We start from the raw sequence: 19,423 nt of genomic DNA, 5'->3' as shown, positions 1-19,423 counted from the left end.
CGCGTGCGCCGTCGCATCCTGCTCGCGATCCTGTTGGCGGTCGCGGTGACCGCCTGCGCCCTGGGCATCCCGCTGGGCTACTCCGCGCTTCAGGTGGTGGAGAGCCTCACGCGCGAGGACCTGGCCGTCCGCGCGCAGCAGATCGTGGCCATCCTGGACGACGAGATCGCCAACCACCGGCCCGTCGACCTGACGAAGGTGCAGTTGGCGGTGCCCACCGGCGGTCGGCTCACGGTGTCGATCCCGGGCGAGCAGGACCGGGTGATGGGGCCTGCCCCGGTCCCGGACATGATCACCGAGGAGGCCACCATCCTCGGCCAGGGCCAGGTCCGACTGCAGATCGACGCCGAGCCCATGCGCACCCACCAGACCCAGGTCGCGGCGCTGGTCGCGCTGGTGGTGGTGCTCACCGTGGCGGTCGGCACGCTGGTGGCGATGGTCACCGCGCGGCGGCTGGCCCGCCCGCTGCGGCACGTGGCCGACCGGGCCAGCAGGCTGGGCGCGGGCGACTTCCGGCTCGACAAGGCCCGCTACGACCTGCACGAGCTGGACATGGTCGCGGAGGCGCTGGACGCCTCGGCCACCGCGCTGGCCCAGCTCGTGCAGCGAGAACGAGATCTCGTCGGCGACGTCTCCCACCAGCTGCGCAGCCGGTTGACCGCGCTCCAGCTCCGCCTGGAGGCGCTCACGACCGTGCCGGACGAGGACGCCGCCGCCGAGGCCCGGGAAGCCCTGGAGCAGGCGGAACGACTCGCGGACGTGCTGGACGAGCTGCTCGCCGCCGCCCGGGAGGCACGCGCGGTGGGCGCCGAACCGGTCGACCTGACCCGTGAGCTGAGCACGATCGCCGACGACTGGCGCGAGGTGCTGCGCCAGGAAGGCCGCTCGCTGCGATTGCGGCTGACCCCCGGCCTGCTCGCCCGCGTCACGCCCGCCCGGCTGCGCGAGGCGATCGGCGTGCTGCTGGACAACGCCCTCCGGCACGGCGACGGCACGGTGACGCTGTCCGCGCGCGCGGGCGAGTCGGTCGCGGCCGACACGGTGGTGATCGAGGTGACCGACGCGGGCAACGGCGTGCCGGACGAATTGACCCCGCACATATTCGAACGCGGCGTTTCGGGCGCCGGGTCGACCGGTTTGGGACTGGCGCTCGCCCGCGCTCTCATCGATTCCGACGGGGGCAGGCTGGAGCTTTCCGCGGCCCGCCCGGCGACGTTCTCGGTATTCCTTCCGGTGCCCAAGGCGGGCAACGTGCGCGGCGTCCGCTGGCCGACGGAACGGTCGCCGCGCTGATTCTCAGGCCGCGCGTTCCTCGTCGTTCGAGGTAACCGGCCGCAACCGCCGAACCCGCGCCCCGGCCTGCGGGAATACGTACCTCTTGAACGCCCACCAGCGGAACACCATCGCGACCAGCGTGCCCAGGATGATGCCGAACCCGAAGTCGGCGATCTCCTGCGTCAGCAGCGTCACATTCGGTACCTGCAGGTGCAGGAAGTAGCGGGACACGTACAGCGGCAGCGCGTTCAAGCCGACGCCGATGCCGCTGATCAGGAAGAACAGCGCCGCCTCGTGCTGGCGCTCACGGCCGCCGCGGTCCCGGAACGACCATTCCCGGTTCAGGATGTAGGAGACGATCGTGGCGATGATCACCGCGATGGCCAATGCCGTCACCGGGTTCCGATTGAGCACGGTGAGCTTGAGCGCGTAGTTCACCGCGTTCGTCACCACAAAGCAGATGCCGCCGACCACCGCGAACTTCAACAGCTCCCGGTGCTTGATCAACTGCACCCGGACCCGCTCGGGGAAGCGGGCCAGCAACGACTCAACCATGGCCATGGCGCGAAGTCTATCCGCCCTGATCAGCGCCACCGGCCAGGGTTGTGCGGCAAGTCGCGTGGGTCACGTCAGCAATTCCGGACAAACAGCCCGATGCCGATCTCCAAACAGATCAGCGGGTGGTGTTCCGGGACGAGGATCGGCGGTTTGGGGCGGGTCGTCGTTGTGGGTGTCACCGTGGTCGGGGGTTGGGTGGTCGTCTGCGGGGGCGTGGTCGTGTGCGGTGGTGTCGTGGTGGTCGTCGGTGGCGTGCCCGTGGTGGTCGGGGGCCCGGTGGTCGCTGTCGACGTCGATGGGGGCTTGGTCGTGGTCGTCGGCGGGTGCGTCGGCTCGTGGTCGCCGTGGTGGTGATGGCTCAGCCGCACGGTGACCGTCTCCGCGTCCCGGCCCAGCACCGCGCGCACGGTCAGCTGCCGGTCGCGGCCCCGGGACGCCAGGCTTTCGTCGTCATTGTCATCGTCATCGTCGCCGTGGTCGCGCCGGGTGACCACGACGATCTTGACCTCGTCGCCCGGCGCCAGCGGCGCGTCGCTCACGCAGCTCAGCACGTTCTCCCCGGGAGTGCAGGTCACCGGGCTGCTCGACGTCATGAACCGGACATCGGTGTCGGCGCCCTCGAAGGTCACCGCCACCGGCTTGGTGCTCTCGCCCGCGTTCGACGCCCACGCCGCGACCCGCGTCGGCCGGTTCCACGGCCACACCTTGCCCAACAGGCCCGGCTGCTCGACCGCCGCGCGCAGTGAGACGTCGTCGTTCAGCGGCACGACCTCGATGGCCAGCGTGAACTCGAACATCTCCTCGCCCGCGCTGAGCGACCCGACGGTCTGCGTGGTGATCCGCGCGTCGTCCGCGACCAGCCGGTACACCAGCGTCACGGACGCGCCCGGCGCCAGCCCGCCCGCCGTGCGGCACACCACGGTCCCGCTGCCCGGACCGCAGTAGACGGTCGCCTCCTGGGGGCCGGGCGCCGGGTCGAGCCGCAGCATCGGCTCACCCGCGAGCCTGCTCGGCCCGGCCTGCTCGGCGCGGACGCCGCTGGGCAGCGGCAGCGTGGCGACGACCGGCGCGGACAAACTCTCGCCGCTGTTGCGGACCGTGATCGGCACGTCGGTGGGCGATCCTGGCGTCAACGACACCGTGTCGCCCGGCCCGGACACCATCAGCCTCGGCGGGCCGGGCGGCGCCGGGGTGGTGGTCGTGGGTGGTGCCGTGGTCGTCGGGGGTGCCGTGGTGGTGGGAGCGGGGGTCGTCGTCGCTTCGGGGGTGGTCGTGGTGACCGGGGGGACCTGTTCCTCGGTCGTGGTGGGCGTCGGCTCGGGTTCGGCGGGCGGCTCGGCCGGTACCTGGGTGATCGGGGGCGTCGTCGTGGGCGGTCGGGTCGTGGGTCTGGTCGTCGGCGGCGGCTGGCTCTGCGTGGCCGCCGCCGGGACCTCCGGATGGTCCGGGGTCGACACCACGCCGATCACCACGGCCGTCACCAGCGCCACCCCGGATGCCGCCGTCGCGATCAACTGCCGGGGCACGCTCGTCGCCAGGCCGAGCACCCCGCCCGACCCGCTGCCACCACTCGCGCCACCCGCCACGACCGCGCTGCCCGCCGCCCCGGCCGTCACCGCGGCCGCTCCTACGGCGGCCGACGCCTTCGCCGCCGACAGGTACCCGGTGACCGCGAGCGGGCCCAGCACCAGCGGCGCGATGAACAGTCGCAGCCCGCTGTTCACATCGGTCAGCTCCGCGGCCAGCGCCCGGCACCGCTCGCACTCGTCCAGGTGCGCCTCGACCTGCGCCGTCTCCCGCTTGGACAGCCCGCCGCGTACCCACGCGCCGAGCCGGTCGGCGGTGGCCCGGCACCGTTCCGCGGACGTCTCCGCCAGGTGGACCTGCAGGTATGCCTGCTTGAGCCCCTCCCTGGCCCGGTAGGCCAGCGCCGACACGCCGTTCGGCGTCAGCCCGAGGATGGGCGCGACCTCGGCGGGCGACTGGCCCTCGATCTCGGTGTGCCAGAGCACCGCCTGCCACCGCTCCGGCAGCTTCGCAAACGCTTGCGCCGCCAGTGAGCGCTCCAGCCCGGCCACCGCCGGGTCCGCGAACGGGATGCTCACCGCGTCCATGCTGATGCCGCTGACCTGCGAGATGTCGTCGGAGAACTCGACCTTCCGGTCCCGCCGCGTCTTGTCGTAGGCGGTGTGCCGCAGCGCGGTCAGCAGGTAGGCGCGGAACGCCGCGTCCGGCCCGCGCCCCTGCCGCAGCGTCTCCAGCACCTTGGCGAACGCCTCCGACACCAGGTCGTCGGCCTCCGCCGAGGACCGCGCCAGCTGCCGGGCCAGGTTGCGCGCGGCCGCCACGTGCCGCTCGTAGAGCGAGCCGTAGGCCGAGATGGTGCCCCCGCGCACGGCCTCGATCAGCTCGGCGTCACTCGGGCCGTCGAACTCGGCCGGAACGGTCGTCACGGTGCTCCCTCGGGCTCGCGCGCGGCCTGCGGACACCGGGCGGACCGCGCTCCGCGACATAGTGTGACGGAAGCTCAGCGGCGCGTCACGCATCACTCGCGCGGGGGATGCACCAGATATTCACCCGTTTCGCGTCACAACCGCAACCGCGCGGCGTCATCTCCCATGGAACCGGCGAAGGGAACCAGGCTGTGGCGGTACGGGAAGCGGGATCGCGGTGGCACCCCGACGACACCGGTATGACCGGTACCGACTGGGCCCTGCGCGACCTGCGCGCGAGATGGCGCACCGCGAGCCTCACCGCGGGCTGGCGCTACCCCAGCGACTGGGGCGTCCCGGAGGTGGATGACGTCTGCGCCGCGGTCCTGGCAGGCGACGACCCGGTCGGTGCCCTCGGCGACCTGGCCCGCGCCCGCGCCCTCACCGGTGCCAGCCTCGACGAAACCCTCGGCGACCTGGCCGCCCTGTGCGCGGTCCTGGAGACGCCGACGGGAGTGAAGGCTGTCGCCGATCCGGACGCAACGCCGCCCACATTGATCCGCGCCACCGCGCTTGCGTGGGTGGATGCGGCGTTGGGGCAGCGGCACGCGGGGGAGGCGACGGACTCGTTGTCCGGTCAGGCCAGTGCGGACTACCTGCGGGTGCGACTGGGCGAGGTCTATGCCAAGGGACGGCGGGACGGGTTCTGCCCCTCCGAGCGGTTTGTGCTGCTGGTGGTCAGCCTGAACCTGAGCCGGGTGGTGGGATGGCCCCGACTGATGGCGATGGTCCTGGCGGGAGACGTCCTGCGGTCGGTATTCGACGGCGGGGAGAGCGTTGCCGTGTTGGGGCCGTCGGTGGCGGTCGTGCTGGCGGAACGGGATGCACGGCTGTCGGAGCGGGCTACCGACGCTCGACTGCTGATCAACGACCGGTTCGCGGTGGATCCGGACCTGGGCGCGCTTGGCCGTCCGGACATCCGGGTACAACGACTGCCCGGCTCGGAGTCGTCGGCCCAACACCTGGTCCACGGCATCGGCCGCGCCTGACCTGTCAACTCGTGGTGTGCCCCTGTGGACTGTTCACGGCCTTGTGGACAGGTCACAGGGGACCCCTGTTTTCTACGCTACCGCTGGTAGACGAGGCTGTGCGCTGGCTTGTCCACAGGGGTGTCGGCCCGACGAGGGGGCGTTGGTCGCACCACTAGGTTCGGATGAGGCGGTGGGCGAGATCGGTCGCGTCGCCGTCGGTGGGGTGTCGGCGGGCGGCCGCCGCGAGTGTGGTGAGTTGGTCGCGCAGGAGTCGTGAGTGGATGTCGTCGGCGGCGTCGGCGGTCTGGTGGCCGATCCGGACCCCGAGTGCCACGTCGCCGCCCAGTACGTGGCAGATGGCGAGGTTGGACATGCCGAACGCATGGCGTTTGGCTTTGCCGGGGTCGGTCTGGGCGGTGTAGTCGGTGAGGGCTTCGATCGCGGCTGGGCAGTGCGCTCTATCCCGTACCGCGAGGGTGGCCAGGACTTTGCCGGTTTCCGCGGCCAGGGTGCGCTCGGTGTAGCTCCAGTGGCTCCGGGATGGCGTGACCTTGGTGAGCGCGTCCGCGGCCGCCGTCAGCGCGTCGTGGGCCGCGGTCTTGTTGCCCGCGGTCGCGTAGGTGCGGGCTTTGGTGGACATCAGCCACGCCGTGACCTCATGGGCCTGGGCACGTTCGGCGGGAATGGTCCCCACGTCGACGATGTTCAGCGCTTCGTCGAGGTACCCGGCCCGGACATAGACGCGCGCGACGCAGTCCAGGGCCAACGCCGACCGCATTCGGTCGCCCGATTCCTCGGCTTCGATGGCTGACTGCCCGAGATAGCGCACCGCCGATCCCGACATCCTCAGATCATATGACGACCAGCCGCATAGTCTGAGCAGATCCGACAACGTAATCCGTAGGTCCTGTTCCACCTCGTCGGTATGCGTCGCGCCCAGCAATTGCCTTGCCCATCGCACTTGGGCGATAGCGGCTTCCCGCACTGTCCCGCCGCCCGAGCTCTTCTCCTGCCCCCACAACGCCTCGGCCATGTCGGCGAGCTGGCGCGCCTCGGTCGCCCCGACCCGGGAAGGTGCGGGGGTCGGAGTGGTCGGGGACGCGAGAACCGCGAGGTCCGCCGCGGTGAGGCTCGCGCCCATCGTGATCTTTGCCAATAACCCCAGGAAATCGCGTCGATCGGGCATCGGGTCCACGGCCTCTTTCTCCTGCTGGGCAGGGCTCGCACTGTTGGCGTTCACTGCCTGCTCCCGCACACTCTGGCACACCGTAGCCGATCGACAGCACAACGTGATTGGATCGCGGTCCATGTCCGGGGTGATGCCTCAAGGGCATATCTTTCGCATATCGCCGGTGACAACCGCACATATCGGCTCGATCAATAACCCCTGGCAGCTGCAACGACATACGTTCCCTCGACGCAAGTGACGGCGCCGCCTGAAACTTTCGAGGGGAAATAGACAGCTCGCGACCGCTGGTAGGCGGGTTGTGCCTGGAGTCGCCCACCGGGGAGGTGGGGTGCGCGTTGGTCAAGGCCAGGCGTGTCCCTGGGGACTGTTCGGCGGCCTGTGGATCGGTCGCGGGGGATCCCCGGATTTCTACGTTACCGCTGGTAGGCGAGGTTGTGCGCGGAGCTGTCCACAGGCGCCGTGGTGTGCGGGCTCGTCAAGTGGTGGTGTGCGGCCTGGGGATGGTTCAGCGGGGCTGTGGGCAACTCGCCGGGGAACCCCCGGTTTCCACGCTACCGGTAGCAGCCACAGGCATGCGGCGGCTTGTCCACAGGGGTGCGGCGGGGCAGGCGCGCGGCATGATTTGCTGTGACTGTGTCTACCCTGCGTACCCGGCCGTCCCTGGTCGCGTTGCTGTTCTTCCCCGTTGTCTGCATCGTCGCGGGGATAGTCGGTTGGCGGCTGGGGTGGCACCTCGGGGTCGACAACGCGGTCTACCGGTCTGGAGCGGTGGCGCTCCTGAAGAGAGAGCCCCTCTACGACAGCATGGCGCTGAGCGCGGAACCGTCTTGGGCGCGGCTGCCGTTCACCTACCCGCCCACCGCGGCGCTGCTGTTCGTGCCGCTCGCGCTCGTGTCCACACAGGTGGCCTGGGGAATCCTGGCGGCTGTCTCCATCCTGCTGCTCACCTGGGTGATCAAGATCTGCCTTGACCGCCTCCCCGACCGTCCACAGTGGATGACCACGCCCCGGACCGCGGTCCTGATCGGCATCATCGCGCTCGGGCTCGAACCGGTGTGGCGCACGATCTTCCTCGGGCAGATCAACATCGTGCTGATGGCCCTGGTCGTGGTCGACGTGCTGCTCATCGGCCCGAACAAGCGGTACGGCGGGATCCTGATCGGCGTCGCGGCGGCGGTGAAGCTGACCCCGCTGATCTTCGTGGCGCACCTGCTGCTCACCGGCAGGCGTGCCGACGCCGTTCGGGCGCTGGCCGGTTTCGTGCTGTTGCAGCTGGTGATGTTCGCGCTGATCCGGCACGACGTCAGCCAGTTCTGGGGCACCGCCGTCCAGGATCCGCAGCGCATCGGGCCGATCTACTGGGCGGGCAACCAGTCGCTCAACGGGCTCGTGCTCAGGTTGACCGACAATGCCGACTGGTCGATGCGGGTAGTGGCGCCGATCGCGGTCGTGCTGGCCGTGCCGTGTGCGATCTGGGTGCGGCGGCTGCACAAGGCGGACAGCCCGCTGCCCGCCTTGCTGATCAGTGCGTTCTTCGGTCTGCTGGTCAGCCCGGTGTCCTGGTCACACCATTGGGTGTGGGTCGTCCCGCTCACCGTCTACCTTCTCTCTCGCCTCCCCGATCCGCTGCCCGCCCCCCGCTGGCGCGCGATCGCCCCGGTGGCGGCGGTTGTCCTGGTGTTCGCCAGTTGTGTGCTGCTCGCGATGCGCAACGGCAAGGCGGTCGAGTTCGAGTGGACGGCCGCCGAGTACGTGATCGGCAGCGCCTACCTGCTCGTGCCGTTGGTGGCTGGGGTGATCCTGCTGGTCAGGCACGTCCGTAGGGGTGGGTAGAGTGCCCTGCTCGTGGACGAACGCACCGGTTTCCCCGTGGTCGGGATGGTCGGCGGCGGGCAGCTGGCGCGGATGACGCACCAGGCCGCGGTCGCTCTCGGTCAGTCGTTGCGCGTGCTCGCGGTCACCGCCGATGAGCCCGCGCCCCTCGTGTCGCCGAACGTGACCCTCGGTCACCACACGGATCTCGACGCGCTGCGCGGGTTCGCCGCGGGGGTGGACGTGCTGACGTTCGACCACGAGCACGTGCCGACCGAGCACCTGCGGGCGCTGGTCGCCGATGGCGTGAAGGTGTACCCGGGGCCGGACGCGCTCGTGCACGCCCAGGACAAGCTCGTCATGCGCCGCAAGCTCGCCGCCCTCGGGCTGCCGATCCCGGAGTTCGCCGAGGTCACCGATGTCTCCGACGTGCTGAAGTTCGGCGACGCCGTCGGCTGGCCGTGTGTGCTCAAGGCCGCGCGCGGCGGCTACGACGGGCGCGGTGTCTGGCTGCTCGACTCGGCCGCGGCCGCCACCGACCTGGTGCCGGAGCTGCTGGCCGCGGGCACGCCGCTGCTGGTCGAGCAGAAGGTGACCATGCGCCGCGAGCTGGCCGCGCTGGTCGCCCGGTCGCCGTTCGGGCAGGGGGCGTGCTGGCCGGTCGTGGAGACCGTGCAGGTCGACGGCATCTGCGTCGAGGTGCTCGCGCCCGCGCCCGGTCTCGACCCCGGTCTCGCCGAGGCCGCGCAGGACCTGGCCCTGCGGGTGGCGACCGAGCTGGACGTGGTCGGGGTGCTGGCCGTCGAGCTGTTCGAGACCGACGGCGGCGTGGTCGTCAACGAGTTCGCCATGCGCCCGCACAACTCCGGCCACTGGACCATCGAGGGCGCGTTGACCTCGCAGTTCGAGCAGCACCTGCGCGCCGTCCTGGACTACCCGCTTGGCGCCACCGACCAGGTCGCCCCGGCCGTCGTGATGGCCAACGTGCTGGGTGCCGCCACCGCTCCTGCGATGGGTGTGGATGAACGGCTGCACCACCTGTTCGCCCGGTTCCGCGACGCGCGCGTCCACTACTACGGCAAACAGGAACGGCCGGGTCGCAAAGTCGGACACGTCACGTTCCTCGGCACGGACATGACCCAGGTCCGCGAGCGCGCCAGACTGGCCGCGCACTGGCTGTCCACCGCCACCTGGCTCGACGGCCACGAGATCCACTAGGAGCATCACCGGTGACAGACAACCCGACCGTCGGCGTGATCATGGGCAGTGACTCGGACTGGCCGGTCATGCGGCTCGCCGCCGAGGCGCTGGCCGAGTTCGAGATCTCGCACGAGGTCAGCGTGGTCTCCGCGCACCGCACCCCGCACCGCATGCTGGACTACGCGGGCACCGCCGCCGATCGCGGCCTCAAGGTGATCATCGCGGGCGCGGGCGGGGCCGCGCACCTGCCGGGCATGGTCGCCTCGGCCACCCCGCTGCCGGTGATCGGCGTTCCGGTGCCGCTCAAGCACCTGGACGGCATGGACTCGCTGCTGTCGATCGTGCAGATGCCCGCGGGCATCCCGGTCGCCACGGTCTCCATCGGCGGCGCCCGGAACGCGGGCCTGCTGGCCGTGCGCATTCTGGCCGCGGCGGACGCGGGCCTGCGCGCGCGCGTGTCGGCGTTCCAGGCGGAGCTGGAGCAGATGGTGCTGCGCAAGGACGAGGCGCTGCGCGCGTCCCTCTGAGCTGTTCGGACCTGCCCGAAGGCCCCGGATGGCATCACTCGTCCGGGGCATCCTCCACGATGGACTCGATCAGGCCCGCCGTCCGGGCGCCGACGCCGTCCCGGCCACTCGGCCGTATCCGTCCGGACGGCGGTGAGCTGCGGAAACCCGGGTTGTCCTGACGTTGTCGGGCATTGTCCTGTCCGGTGCCGGTACGTCCTGTGCACCCCCGGCCGGACAAGAAAACACCGCCAACGTGCCCTGTACGGGCGGGTGTGTCCTGGATCACGATCTCTCTCGGCGGCCGCCGTCCTCGGTCGCGTCCAGTCCGAGAGGGGAGAGCGTGATGCGCGCCGGCAGATCCGTCTTGGTCAGTCCGTTCCCATGGCGTCCGGTCGTCCGGTTGTCCGGTCCGCTGTGCCTGCCCCGGTTGCCGTTGGGTCAGGCCCGCGTGTGTGTGGTGCTCATCGTGCTCGCGTCCGTCGTGGGGTTGTTGTTCCAGGGCGTGTTGACGCCGTCGGGCGTCGGGTTGGCGTTGGACCTGGTGGTGCTCGCCGAGGTGACCCACCGGGTGCTGGGGTGGGCGGCCGACCCCGTCCCGGTCGGCTGACGTGCCCCGACGGGAGAACCCGATCGATCCCGATGCGGGCCCGGTCGCGCGGTTCGCGCTCGGCCTGCGGGAGCTGCGCGAACAGGCCGGACACTCGTACCGCGACCTGGCCGGGATCGCCAACTACACGCACGGCGTGCTGGCCGCCGCCGCGTCCGGGCGCAAGCTGCCGACCTGGCCGGTGACCAGGGCGTTCGTCCTGGCCTGCGCGGGCGACGAGGAAGCCTGGCAGCGCCGGTGGTCGGCCGCCAAGGCCGAGGTGGACCGGGCGGCCGACCTGCCGCCGCCGGTCGCGGAGCCGCCAGAGGAGGAGACCGACGACCCGCCCGAGCCGAGCCGGGAGGTGGTGGGCTCGGTGATCGACCCGCGGCAGGTCGCCACGCCCGCCGAGTTCATGGCCGCGCTGCGCGAGCTGCGGGTGGTGACCGGGAACCCGTCGCTGCGCGAGTTGTCCGTCCGGGCGGGCGAGGCCGGGCACACGCTGCCCGTCAGCACCCTGCACGACGTGCTGAAACGGGACCGGCTGCCGAACCGGGACGTGGTGACCGCGTTCGTGGTGGCCTGCGGCGTGGTCGAGCCGAAGGCGTGGGACGCGGCCTGGGAGCGGTTGTGCGACCCGGTCGAGCGTGACCGCGAGGAGCCGTATCTGACCGTGCTGCCCGGCGCGGGGCGGTGGTTCTTACGGCCGCGACTGCTGCGCAAGCTGCTGCCGTTGTCACTGATGGCGGTGATCGGTGTCGTGCTGCTGCTGGTGTCGGCGACGGTGGTGCTGCCGTTCAGCTCGGTCGTGTCGATCACCGGCGTGGTCGGCGGCCAGCTGGCCGCGCTGTTCGACGACGACGCCGTGCGCACCGCGTTGATGCGGCACAACCTGCGCGTCTCGGTGACCGTGTCGGACCGGCCGGACACCGTCGCCAACCGGGACGCGGCCGACTTCGTGCTGGTCACCGGCGAGGCCCAGGCCAACGCCATCTCCGCCGACCGCACCGCGGCAGGCCGCTACCTCTACGCGACCCAGCCGTTGACCACCCAGCTCGTGCTGGTCGCGGGCCGGTCCTACGCGGTCGCGCTGGCCGACGGCACCGGCGAGCGGAAGGTGATCACCCGGCAGCGCGGCAACCCGTACTACGACCTGGACATGGCCAACCTGCTCGACCTGCTGGACCGCGCGCCGACCTGGGCCGACCTCGGAATGGCCGACGACCGGTCGCCGGTGGTGGTGAGCAGCCCGGATGCCTGCCAGTCCGCGCTCGGCGAGGCCTACCTAGGGCTGGTCGCGTTCGTCCAGGCGCAGTTCCAGCCGGTTGCGGACGTCCGGGCGGCCGACGAGCTGGCCAGTCGGATGCGGCCGCTGGTCCTCTCCCAGGGACTCCAGCCCGTGACCACCGGGGCCGCATCGGCGAGCGGCCGGGCGCCGGTGTCGGTGCTGGCGGAGAACCTGTTCTTCGCCGAGCAGTTCCAGCACCGGGACGACGACCTCGTCCTGCTCTACCCGCGCCCGGCGATGCCGCTGCCGGTGTCGTTCCTCGCGCAGAGCCCCGTGGGCAGACAGCTCGGTGAGCTGGTGGCCAGTGAACCGGCGGTGCGGGACCGGGCCGTCCGGTTGGGCTATCGGGTGGTGAGCGATCCCGCGGCGTTCACCGACGCGATCACCCGACGCGGGTTGTCCGTTCCGACGCTGCGCGCGGGCATCTCCGCGGTGCTGCCGACATTGCCGAACCTCGACCGGCTGGTGACCAGGGTGGGTGACTGCGGATGATCTCCGGGGATCCGTTGTGGTGGGGCGTGTGGTGGCCGTGGGCACTGCTCTGGCTGGTCACGTTCGGGTGCGTCCTGGTGGCAGGGACCGTGCTGCTGGTCGAGTACACCGGTCGGCCCCGATACCGGCACCGGCCGGTGCGGGTCGGCTACTTCCTGGACCGCGCGCCGCTGGGGGACCTGCCCACCGGGCCGGAGGACACGCCAGCCGAGGAGATAACCGACATCCTCGCCGCGCTCGATGCCGCCGACGAGCTCGTGCACGTCGACCTGCGCGCGTTGGAGCTGGGCGTGGGCAGGCCGGGCAGCCGCGCGCTCGGGGACCGGTTCGGCCGGGACCCGCGCCGCAGGCGGCTGCGCGACCTGGACGGGTTCGTGGTGCTCAAGGGCAGTTTCCGGGCCGTCGCACAGAACGCGGACACGGTCACGCTCGCCGCACCCTTCGGCGACCCACCGGACCCCGCCCAGGCCCCGCGCGTGCAGGTCACCTGTCGGCTCGCCGACCTGCGCACCCGGCTGCCGGAGGGGGTGTTCGCCGCGTACTGCCTGGCGCGGCCGTTGGACTGGAAACGGCGGGACCGCAGGCTGGTGCTGGCCCCGGTCGCGCTGTTCCAGTGAGCGCGCACGCGGGCCTAGTGAACGCGCGCTAACATCGGCAGCGGAGTCGGTGGCTACCGGGAGGTAACAGTGGACGCGGGGTACGGGCTGTACCAGCTCGGCGACGAGCACAACGCGCTGCGCGAGGCCGTGCGCGACCTCGCCGAGAAGGAGATCGCACCGCACGCGGCGGCGGTCGACGAGGACCAGCGGTTCCCCGCCGAGGCCCTGGCCGCGCTGAACAAGGCCGGGTTCGCCGCCCCGCACATCCCGGAGGCCTACGACGGCCAGGGCGCGGACTCGGTGGCGACCAACATCGTCATCGAGGAGGTCGCCCGGGTCTGCGCCTCGTCCGCGCTCATCCCGGCGGTCAACAAGCTCGGCACGATGAACCTGATCCTGGGCGGCTCCGAGGAGCTCAAGAAGCTCGTCCTGCCCTCGATCGCGGCAGGCGAACTCGCCTCGTACGCGCTGTCCGAGCGCGAGGCAGGCTCCGACACCGCCTCGATGCGCACCCGCGCCCGCCGCGACGGCGACGACTGGGTGCTCAACGGCACCAAGTGCTGGATCACCAACGCGGGCGAGTCCAGCTGGTACACGGTGATGGCGGTCACCGACCCGGACGCGGCCAAGCCCGCCGACGGCATCTCCGCGTTCATGGTGCACAAGGACGACCCGGGCTTCTCGGTCGGCCCGAAGGAACGCAAGCTCGGCATCAAGGGCTCGCCGACCCGCGAGATCTACTTCGAGAACTGCCTGGTGCCGGGCGAGCGCATCATCGGCGAACCCGGCCAGGGGCTGCGGCTCGCGCTGCGGACGCTGGACCACACGCGGCACTCGATCGGCGCGCAGGCGTTGGGGATCGCGCAGGGTGCGTTGGACGCGGCGGTCGCGTATGTCAAGGACCGCAAGCAGTTCGGGAAGGCCATCGCGGAGTTCCAGGGCATCCAGTTCATGCTGGCCGACATGGCCATGAAGGTCGAAGCCGCCCGCCACCTGGTGTACGCGGCGGCGGCGAAGGTGGAGCGCGGCGAGCCGGGCGGCTCGTTCGCTTCGAGCGCGGCGAAGACGTATGCGTCGGATACGGCCATGGAGGTCACCACGGACGCGGTCCAGCTGTTTGGCGGGGCCGGGTACACACGCGACTTCCCGGTGGAGCGGATGATGCGCGACGCCAAGATCACCCAGATCTACGAGGGCACCAACCAGATCCAGCGCCTGGTGATGGCGCGCGCCCTGCTCAAGGGATAGATGGATCTTGCTGGACGATTCCTGGGGACGGCTGAATTCTATGGTGAGGCCGTCCCCAGGCCGTCTGTAGGATTAGGCCGCCCGAAAATCTGGATGCTCTCTAGAGCCGTTGGTTGCTACACTCCTTCTGGCAGAGGCGGCGACAAGTGATCAAGGTCGAGCGATTCCGACTTGCGAACCTTGCTAATCGGGAACTCATCTTCACTCGCAATATTGCAAGAAATGCTGGCAACTGCTTCAGTGACTTGTGGCGATACGTCCAACCGTGTAACACCAGCTATGCACAAATCGACGAAGGCTTCGCCCAGCTGATGCCACAGGAACTCCAGGTCTACTAGTGGCGCTTTAGTCCCCAAAGTTTGCAATTCAATCATTTTCGCTGCAATTTCGGCGGGACTTCTCCGATTTCTTCCGCTAGAATCTGACCATTCCAAGACTGTCGGACTGGGTGTGGCCTCTCCGTCGAGCTCGGGAATCGATCCAGCCTTCACTATTACGTGGATAGTAAGAGACCTCCCAGGGCTCGACCAATTGTCGGCTTCAATGCGCAATTCGACGACGTTGTCAAGGATCAACCCCATCGGGGATCGGCCCCTATTGGCTTTGTCTATCAGTACCCGCTTAAGGGGCTGAAGCCAAGGCACGACCTCATCGGGAAACGCAAACCTGCTAAATCGACGTCCGACTGCGAGAGAAAAGCTCCTCACCTGCGTATCGTTGCCAGCCTCTAGTCCTCTGAGTACGCGTACATAGGGAACTTCCGACTTACTGATGCTGCGAATGAAATCCAAGTCGACAAAGAAGCGCTCACTAAAGGCGGGAAGTGGGACGTAACGTGGTTGTTGCCCCTTGATAGCTCCCTTGATCAGGTGTGCGTCCAGTTGTACAGCGGGGGATATGCTTATATTAGGTTTGTTGGCTTGAACTATATCGCAAGTTTGTGAAACAATAGCGACGAACGTGTGAGCGATATCGAATGAGATCAAACCGTTTGTCTCTAGCAGGTCACCCTGGTGTAGCTTCGACACCATGGATGTTGGCATATACCCCGGCGTGGACTTATCTCCACACTCCTCGTTCAATGGATGGTTCCTCTTCGGCAGGTCATAGGTGTATTGGACGGTTGATATCGGTTTCGCTTGACGAGTTATCGGCGCGCAGCAAGTCATAGATGCTCTTAGCTTGGTCGCCTGGCATCAAAAGGTGTGTGCGCCTATTCTCTGGACCCCCTTCAAGCTGTCCGACTGTCATGGATAGCTCGTGGAGCTTCTGTAGATTTGCAGCATTTAGCCGACCGCCATTGGTCCAGTGATGTAGGGCTCTTCTTGAAACACCAAATATCTTGGCAAGTTGTTCCCATGTTAGCCCGGAATCCGAATGAATTTTCTTTATGAGGGCGGCGGAAGAGGTTTCTTGCCCCGGGCTTGGAGAATGGATAGTTGAACGGACTGTCAGAGAATTCGAAGGAGCATTGGATGGAACCCAAAAACCAGACGTCGGCTGGATTCCGATCCATTCTTGGTTGATTCGTGTGGCAACACCGTTTGTTGAAACAATCAAACCTATAAGGCCGATTGCAAGCCTGCTAGAGATGGGGTTTGATTCGGTAGGCCACGCGCTAGAGCGGGTCACTTATTCCACCTCCATATGCTTTTAGAAACTCTGGAGTAATCGCCCAGCGGAAGTATCCGTAGGCAATACCAGAAAGCTTCGATGCGGTTTCCGAGAGGGTTTCCGAAGAGAAGCTGGAGCGCTCTTCGACGTAGGCATCTAGATCAAGAATCCAACTTTTATTCGGCGACGGCTTGATGATTGGGTCGAACGTCTTCTCGGGCGGAAGAAATACCGACCGAGCTAGCAAGTTTGCATCGTTGAGCTTGTAAACAGCCTCACTTATGGAATGTACAAGCTGTGGTATGCGAGTAATTCCCAAAGCCTGCGAGTTGACCAACTCTGTGATTCGTGAGTAATCTTCTGCCTTGTCTACTCGGTTTACATAGCGGAAGCCGATACGTTCTACTATCGGAATTTCGACAGTGGCGGCGAGCACTTCCAAGAGGTGGCGAAAACGGTGACAAAAGTCCGCCCGTGAAGTGTATCGAGAAGTTTCTAGTGTTATGAATACTTCAGAAAATGAAACCTTCCATGTCTCATCCGGTGAACGAAATTGATACACCATTCCGCCTGGCTCTTGTGTAGCTCCAGTCGGTGTCACGATTAGCTGAATTTGGTGATGTTCTCCGTAGATCGGATACTCGTTTGAGATTTTCTCCCCGAACCGCTTCGCGAACGTGTCGAGGCTTGTCTTCAGATGAGTTACGCTTACCCAGCGTATCTGCGAGAGGACTGTAACCAGCGGTGCGGCCGGAAGGGGAACTTCTGGAGGTGCGGGTTCAAATGGCGCAGGGGCGATGCTCATACTTCACACTGTACTTCACACTGCTGGGTCCAGGCGGGGCGGCAAGTTCCCGCTGTGGTCACACTTGTTGATGAACTTGGCTCTATGGGATCAAGGCCGTGCCGTCCACGCGGCAGGGTCTGGGCGGCGACGGGGCGCCACGCCGCGCGGACGGCACGGCCAGGGATGACGGAGGGGCTAGCGGTAGGAACCCCTGTGGCGCTGAAGCTGGTTAGGCGCCGAGGCCCCGCCCCTGAATCCCGGAGAGCCCACAGAGCGCTGCACCCTACCTCTCACACGGTGCCAGCTCCGTTGGCGCGTACAGCACTGCGGCACGGACAGATGGGCATGGAGAGTTGCCCTACCCGGACGTCAAGATCAGGCCGTCCACAGGCCGTCAGGCGTCGGGTAGAGGCGCGATGCGGTGAGAAGAGAAGCGGTGAGCATGTAATCGCTGGCCAGAGGCGGTCTGCTAGCGAGTGGCGCTAGTCGTGTCTCACCTGGTGGCAAATCCTAGATCTACGAGGGCACCAACCAGATCCAGCGCCTGGTGATGGCGCGCGCCCTGCTCAAGGGCTGAGTTTCCGCACCACGGCCGGGTTGTTCGTTTCGGACGAACAACCCGGCCGTGGCGTTTCCGAGTTTCTTTCCGACGGTCGAGGGATTGCGGACCGAAGCTGTCCGCAAGGGGTCCTAGAGTTGTCCTCGATACCGGGACAGACCAAAGGGGACAGATCGTGAGCAGCAACGACACCGCCAGCAGCCTGGAGATCTCGGCCTCGGCCGCGCCCGGGGACCTGGTCGGGGAGCGGGCCGACCTGCTGCAGACCCTGATCGCGCATCGGGGGTTTCTGCGGTTCACCGCGCGGGAGCTCACCGATGAGCAGGCCGGGCAGCGGAGCACGGTGAGTGCGTTGACGGTGGGTGGGCTGATCAAGCATGTCACCGCCACCGAGGCCGCGTGGTACCGGTTCATGGTGGGCGGGCCCGAGCTGATGATGAGCGAGATCGGGGACTGGGAAGACGAGCACCGGATGAACCCGGGCGAGAAGCTGTCCGACTTCCTGGACAACTACGAGCAGGTGGCGGCCCGTACGGACGAGTTCCTGCGGACGGCCGATCTGGACAAGTCCTTCCCGTTGCCGGAGGCGCCCTGGTTCGAGCCGGGTGCGGTGCGGTCGATCCGGCGCGTGGTGCTGCACCTGATCGCGGAGACGTCGCAGCACTCGGGGCATGCGGACATCATTCGGGAGAGCATCGACGGGCAGAAGACGATGGGCTGAGGTTGTGGGTCCCGCGTCTTATCGGGGGCGCGGGACCTTATCGGGTCAGGCCTCGGACGAAGGGGCCGATCAGGGTTTGGTAGCCGCTGGCGAAAAGGCGGGGTAGGGCGTCGATCACGTGGGCGTCGGGGCCGATGAGGACCCTTGCCTTGTCGCGGCGGATTCCGTTGAGGATGGTTTGGGCGGCTTTCTCCGGGGTGGTTCTGGCTATTTTCTCGAAGCTGGACTCGAAGTCGTCGGTGCTGCGCGCGTTGCGGGCGATGTTGGTTTTGACGCCGCCGGGGTGGACGCAGGTGACGCCTACGCCGGTGTGGGTCAGGCGCATTTCCTGGCGTAGGGACTCGGTGAAGCCGCGGACGGCGAACTTCGCGGCGTTGTAGGCGCTCTGGGTGGGGACGCCTATCAGGCCGAAGACCGAGGAGATGTTGACGAGGTGGCCGCGAGACTTCGTCAGGTGGGGTAGGAACGCGCGAGAGCCGTTCACCACGCCCCAGAAGTTGATGTCCATCAGCCAGCGGAAGTCTTCGTCGGTCATGGCTTGGACGGTGGCTTTGAGGGCGACGCCTGCGTTGTTGATGACTATGTCTACGCGGCCGAGGTCTGCGGCTACCTGTTCGGCGTGGGCGTAGATGGCGTCTCGGTCGGCGACGTCCAGGTGGTAGGTGTGGATTCCTGGGGCCGCGGTTATCGGGGTGATGTCGGAGGCGGCTACCTGGGCGCCTTCGTTGTGGAGGGCTTGGGCCAGGGCTTGGCCGATGCCGGAGGCCGCGCCGGTGACTACCGCTACTTTGTCGGTGAATGTTCGCATGTCAGATCAGGTCTGCTGTGGTGCGTTCGGATTGGCGGTGCTTGTCCAGGTTGGTTGGGTTGGTGACCTGGACAAGGGAGCCCTGGACGCGCAAGGGAGCGATCAGGGCTTTGAGGATGCCGGTGGGGACGGTCCAGGGGTGGGTGGAGAGTAGGCGGGTGCCTTGGGGGAGGTCGTTGGGGTGGTTGAGGATTTCCCCGATGGTGAGGTTGGCCAGGGCCGGCGCAGTGTTGGGGACTTCTTCGCCGTAGAAGTCGTCGCCGAAAAGGCGGGATTCTGCGATGAAATCCGTGCGGGTGGGGGTGGAGCCGCCTAGGTCTCGGCCCATGGGATCCAGGGACACTGTGGCGGTTTTGGGGCCTGGGGCCTGGTCAGGGGTGATGAAGGTTATGTCGGCGTCGGTGCCGACTATGTGGGCGCCGGTCCACCAGGCGCCTAGGAGGATGGTGGCTGTTTGCCAGTGTGGGGGGAGGTTTATGGCTACGGTGGATCCTGGGGTTATGTCGTGTTCTTCGGTTAGCCAGTTGGCGGTTTTGGCTGCCCAGTTGAGGGTGGTGGCGGTGGAGAGTTCTATGCGAGTGCCTGCTTGGTCGTCGTAGTGGGTGATGAGGGGTTTTGCCGGGGGGAGGGGGGATAGCAGGGCTTGGGTCAGGTTCATGGGGATAGTTTAGGGGGCGGCCTTGATTGCCCACCGTGACTGCTCGCCCTTGATTTA

The 19,423-nt window shown here is 67.7% G+C and carries 17 protein-coding genes; 10 read left to right on the top strand and 7 right to left on the bottom strand.

Annotated features, from left to right (window positions below):
* Nucleotides 1-3: 3 nt before the first annotated feature.
* On the top strand, nt 4-1,293 hold the full coding sequence (locus tag C503_RS0111640) for a sensor histidine kinase (RefSeq protein WP_018682382.1): 1,290 nt from the start codon (nt 4-6) through the stop codon (nt 1,291-1,293).
* Nucleotides 1,294-1,296: 3 nt separating this feature from the next.
* Here the strand turns inward: C503_RS0111640 and C503_RS39015 are convergent, their stop codons facing one another.
* On the bottom strand, nt 1,297-1,836 hold the full coding sequence (locus C503_RS39015) for a GtrA family protein (protein ID WP_018682381.1): 540 nt from the start codon (nt 1,834-1,836) through the stop codon (nt 1,297-1,299).
* A gap of 68 nt (nt 1,837-1,904) precedes the next feature.
* Nucleotides 1,905-4,286 (bottom strand): sigma-70 family RNA polymerase sigma factor, encoded by a 2,382-nt coding sequence (locus C503_RS43220; protein WP_018682380.1) that lies wholly within the window; start codon nt 4,284-4,286, stop codon nt 1,905-1,907.
* 239 nt (nt 4,287-4,525) lie between these two features.
* Here C503_RS43220 and C503_RS39005 point away from each other — a divergent pair, with 239 nt between their 5' ends.
* Nucleotides 4,526-5,314: a hypothetical protein gene (locus C503_RS39005; protein ID WP_018682379.1), complete on the top strand. Its 789-nt coding sequence runs from the start codon at nt 4,526-4,528 to the stop codon at nt 5,312-5,314.
* Between the two features lie 154 nt (nt 5,315-5,468).
* On the opposite strand, the gene C503_RS45860 is transcribed toward C503_RS39005, so the two are convergent.
* Nucleotides 5,469-6,536 carry an NsdA family TPR-like regulatory protein gene (locus C503_RS45860; RefSeq protein WP_156893150.1) on the bottom strand — a complete coding sequence of 356 codons (1,068 nt, stop codon included), beginning with the start codon at nt 6,534-6,536 and terminating at the stop codon, nt 5,469-5,471.
* Nucleotides 6,537-7,118: 582 nt separating this feature from the next.
* Here C503_RS45860 and C503_RS0111615 point away from each other — a divergent pair.
* From C503_RS0111615 to C503_RS0111585, 7 genes are all read left to right on the top strand, one after another.
* Nucleotides 7,119-8,318, top strand: coding sequence for a glycosyltransferase 87 family protein (locus tag C503_RS0111615; protein ID WP_156893149.1), 1,200 nt, complete (start codon nt 7,119-7,121; stop codon nt 8,316-8,318).
* 12 nt (nt 8,319-8,330) lie between these two features.
* Nucleotides 8,331-9,515 (top strand): 5-(carboxyamino)imidazole ribonucleotide synthase, encoded by a 1,185-nt coding sequence (locus tag C503_RS0111610; RefSeq protein ID WP_018682376.1) that lies wholly within the window; start codon nt 8,331-8,333, stop codon nt 9,513-9,515.
* 41 nt (nt 9,516-9,556) lie between these two features.
* Entirely contained in the window at nt 9,557-10,024 is a 468-nt protein-coding gene (purE, locus tag C503_RS0111605) for a 5-(carboxyamino)imidazole ribonucleotide mutase (RefSeq protein ID WP_033400521.1), read from the top strand.
* Nucleotides 10,025-10,349: 325 nt separating this feature from the next.
* Entirely contained in the window at nt 10,350-10,613 is a 264-nt protein-coding gene (locus tag C503_RS0111600; protein ID WP_018682374.1) for a hypothetical protein, read from the top strand.
* Between the two features lies 1 nt (nt 10,614).
* Nucleotides 10,615-12,372 carry a helix-turn-helix domain-containing protein gene (locus C503_RS43215; protein ID WP_018682373.1) on the top strand — a complete coding sequence of 586 codons (1,758 nt, stop codon included), beginning with the start codon at nt 10,615-10,617 and terminating at the stop codon, nt 12,370-12,372.
* Nucleotides 12,369-12,989 (top strand): hypothetical protein, encoded by a 621-nt coding sequence (locus tag C503_RS0111590; protein ID WP_018682372.1) that lies wholly within the window; start codon nt 12,369-12,371, stop codon nt 12,987-12,989. Before C503_RS43215 ends, C503_RS0111590 begins: the two co-directional genes overlap by 4 nt.
* An 87-nt stretch (nt 12,990-13,076) precedes the next feature.
* A complete protein-coding gene (locus C503_RS0111585) occupies nt 13,077-14,219 on the top strand; it encodes an acyl-CoA dehydrogenase family protein (protein WP_084477036.1) in 1,143 nt (380 codons plus the stop codon).
* Nucleotides 14,220-15,323: 1,104 nt separating this feature from the next.
* On the opposite strand, the gene C503_RS48850 is transcribed toward C503_RS0111585, so the two are convergent.
* Nucleotides 15,324-15,851, bottom strand: coding sequence for a helix-turn-helix domain-containing protein (locus C503_RS48850; RefSeq protein WP_156893148.1), 528 nt, complete (start codon nt 15,849-15,851; stop codon nt 15,324-15,326).
* Entirely contained in the window at nt 15,838-16,638 is an 801-nt protein-coding gene (locus C503_RS44485) for a TIGR04255 family protein (protein WP_084477020.1), read from the bottom strand. Before C503_RS44485 ends, C503_RS48850 begins: the two co-directional genes overlap by 14 nt.
* 716 nt (nt 16,639-17,354) lie before the next feature.
* On the opposite strand from C503_RS44485, the gene C503_RS0111580 reads away from it, so the two are divergent.
* Nucleotides 17,355-17,900, top strand: coding sequence for a DinB family protein (locus C503_RS0111580; protein ID WP_018682370.1), 546 nt, complete (start codon nt 17,355-17,357; stop codon nt 17,898-17,900).
* 37 nt (nt 17,901-17,937) lie between these two features.
* On the opposite strand, the gene C503_RS0111575 is transcribed toward C503_RS0111580, so the two are convergent.
* On the bottom strand, nt 17,938-18,708 hold the full coding sequence (locus C503_RS0111575; RefSeq protein ID WP_018682369.1) for an SDR family NAD(P)-dependent oxidoreductase: 771 nt from the start codon (nt 18,706-18,708) through the stop codon (nt 17,938-17,940).
* Nucleotide 18,709: 1 nt separating this feature from the next.
* Nucleotides 18,710-19,366: a TIGR03089 family protein gene (locus C503_RS0111570; RefSeq protein WP_026316187.1), complete on the bottom strand. Its 657-nt coding sequence runs from the start codon at nt 19,364-19,366 to the stop codon at nt 18,710-18,712.
* Between the last annotated feature and the right edge of the window lie 57 nt (nt 19,367-19,423).

Origin of the sequence: Actinokineospora enzanensis DSM 44649 (assembly GCF_000374445.1) — a bacterium.
Lineage (GTDB): Bacteria > Actinomycetota > Actinomycetes > Mycobacteriales > Pseudonocardiaceae > Actinokineospora > Actinokineospora enzanensis.
Note: the sequence above shows the minus strand (reverse complement) of the source record. Positions and strands in the feature narration are given on the sequence as shown.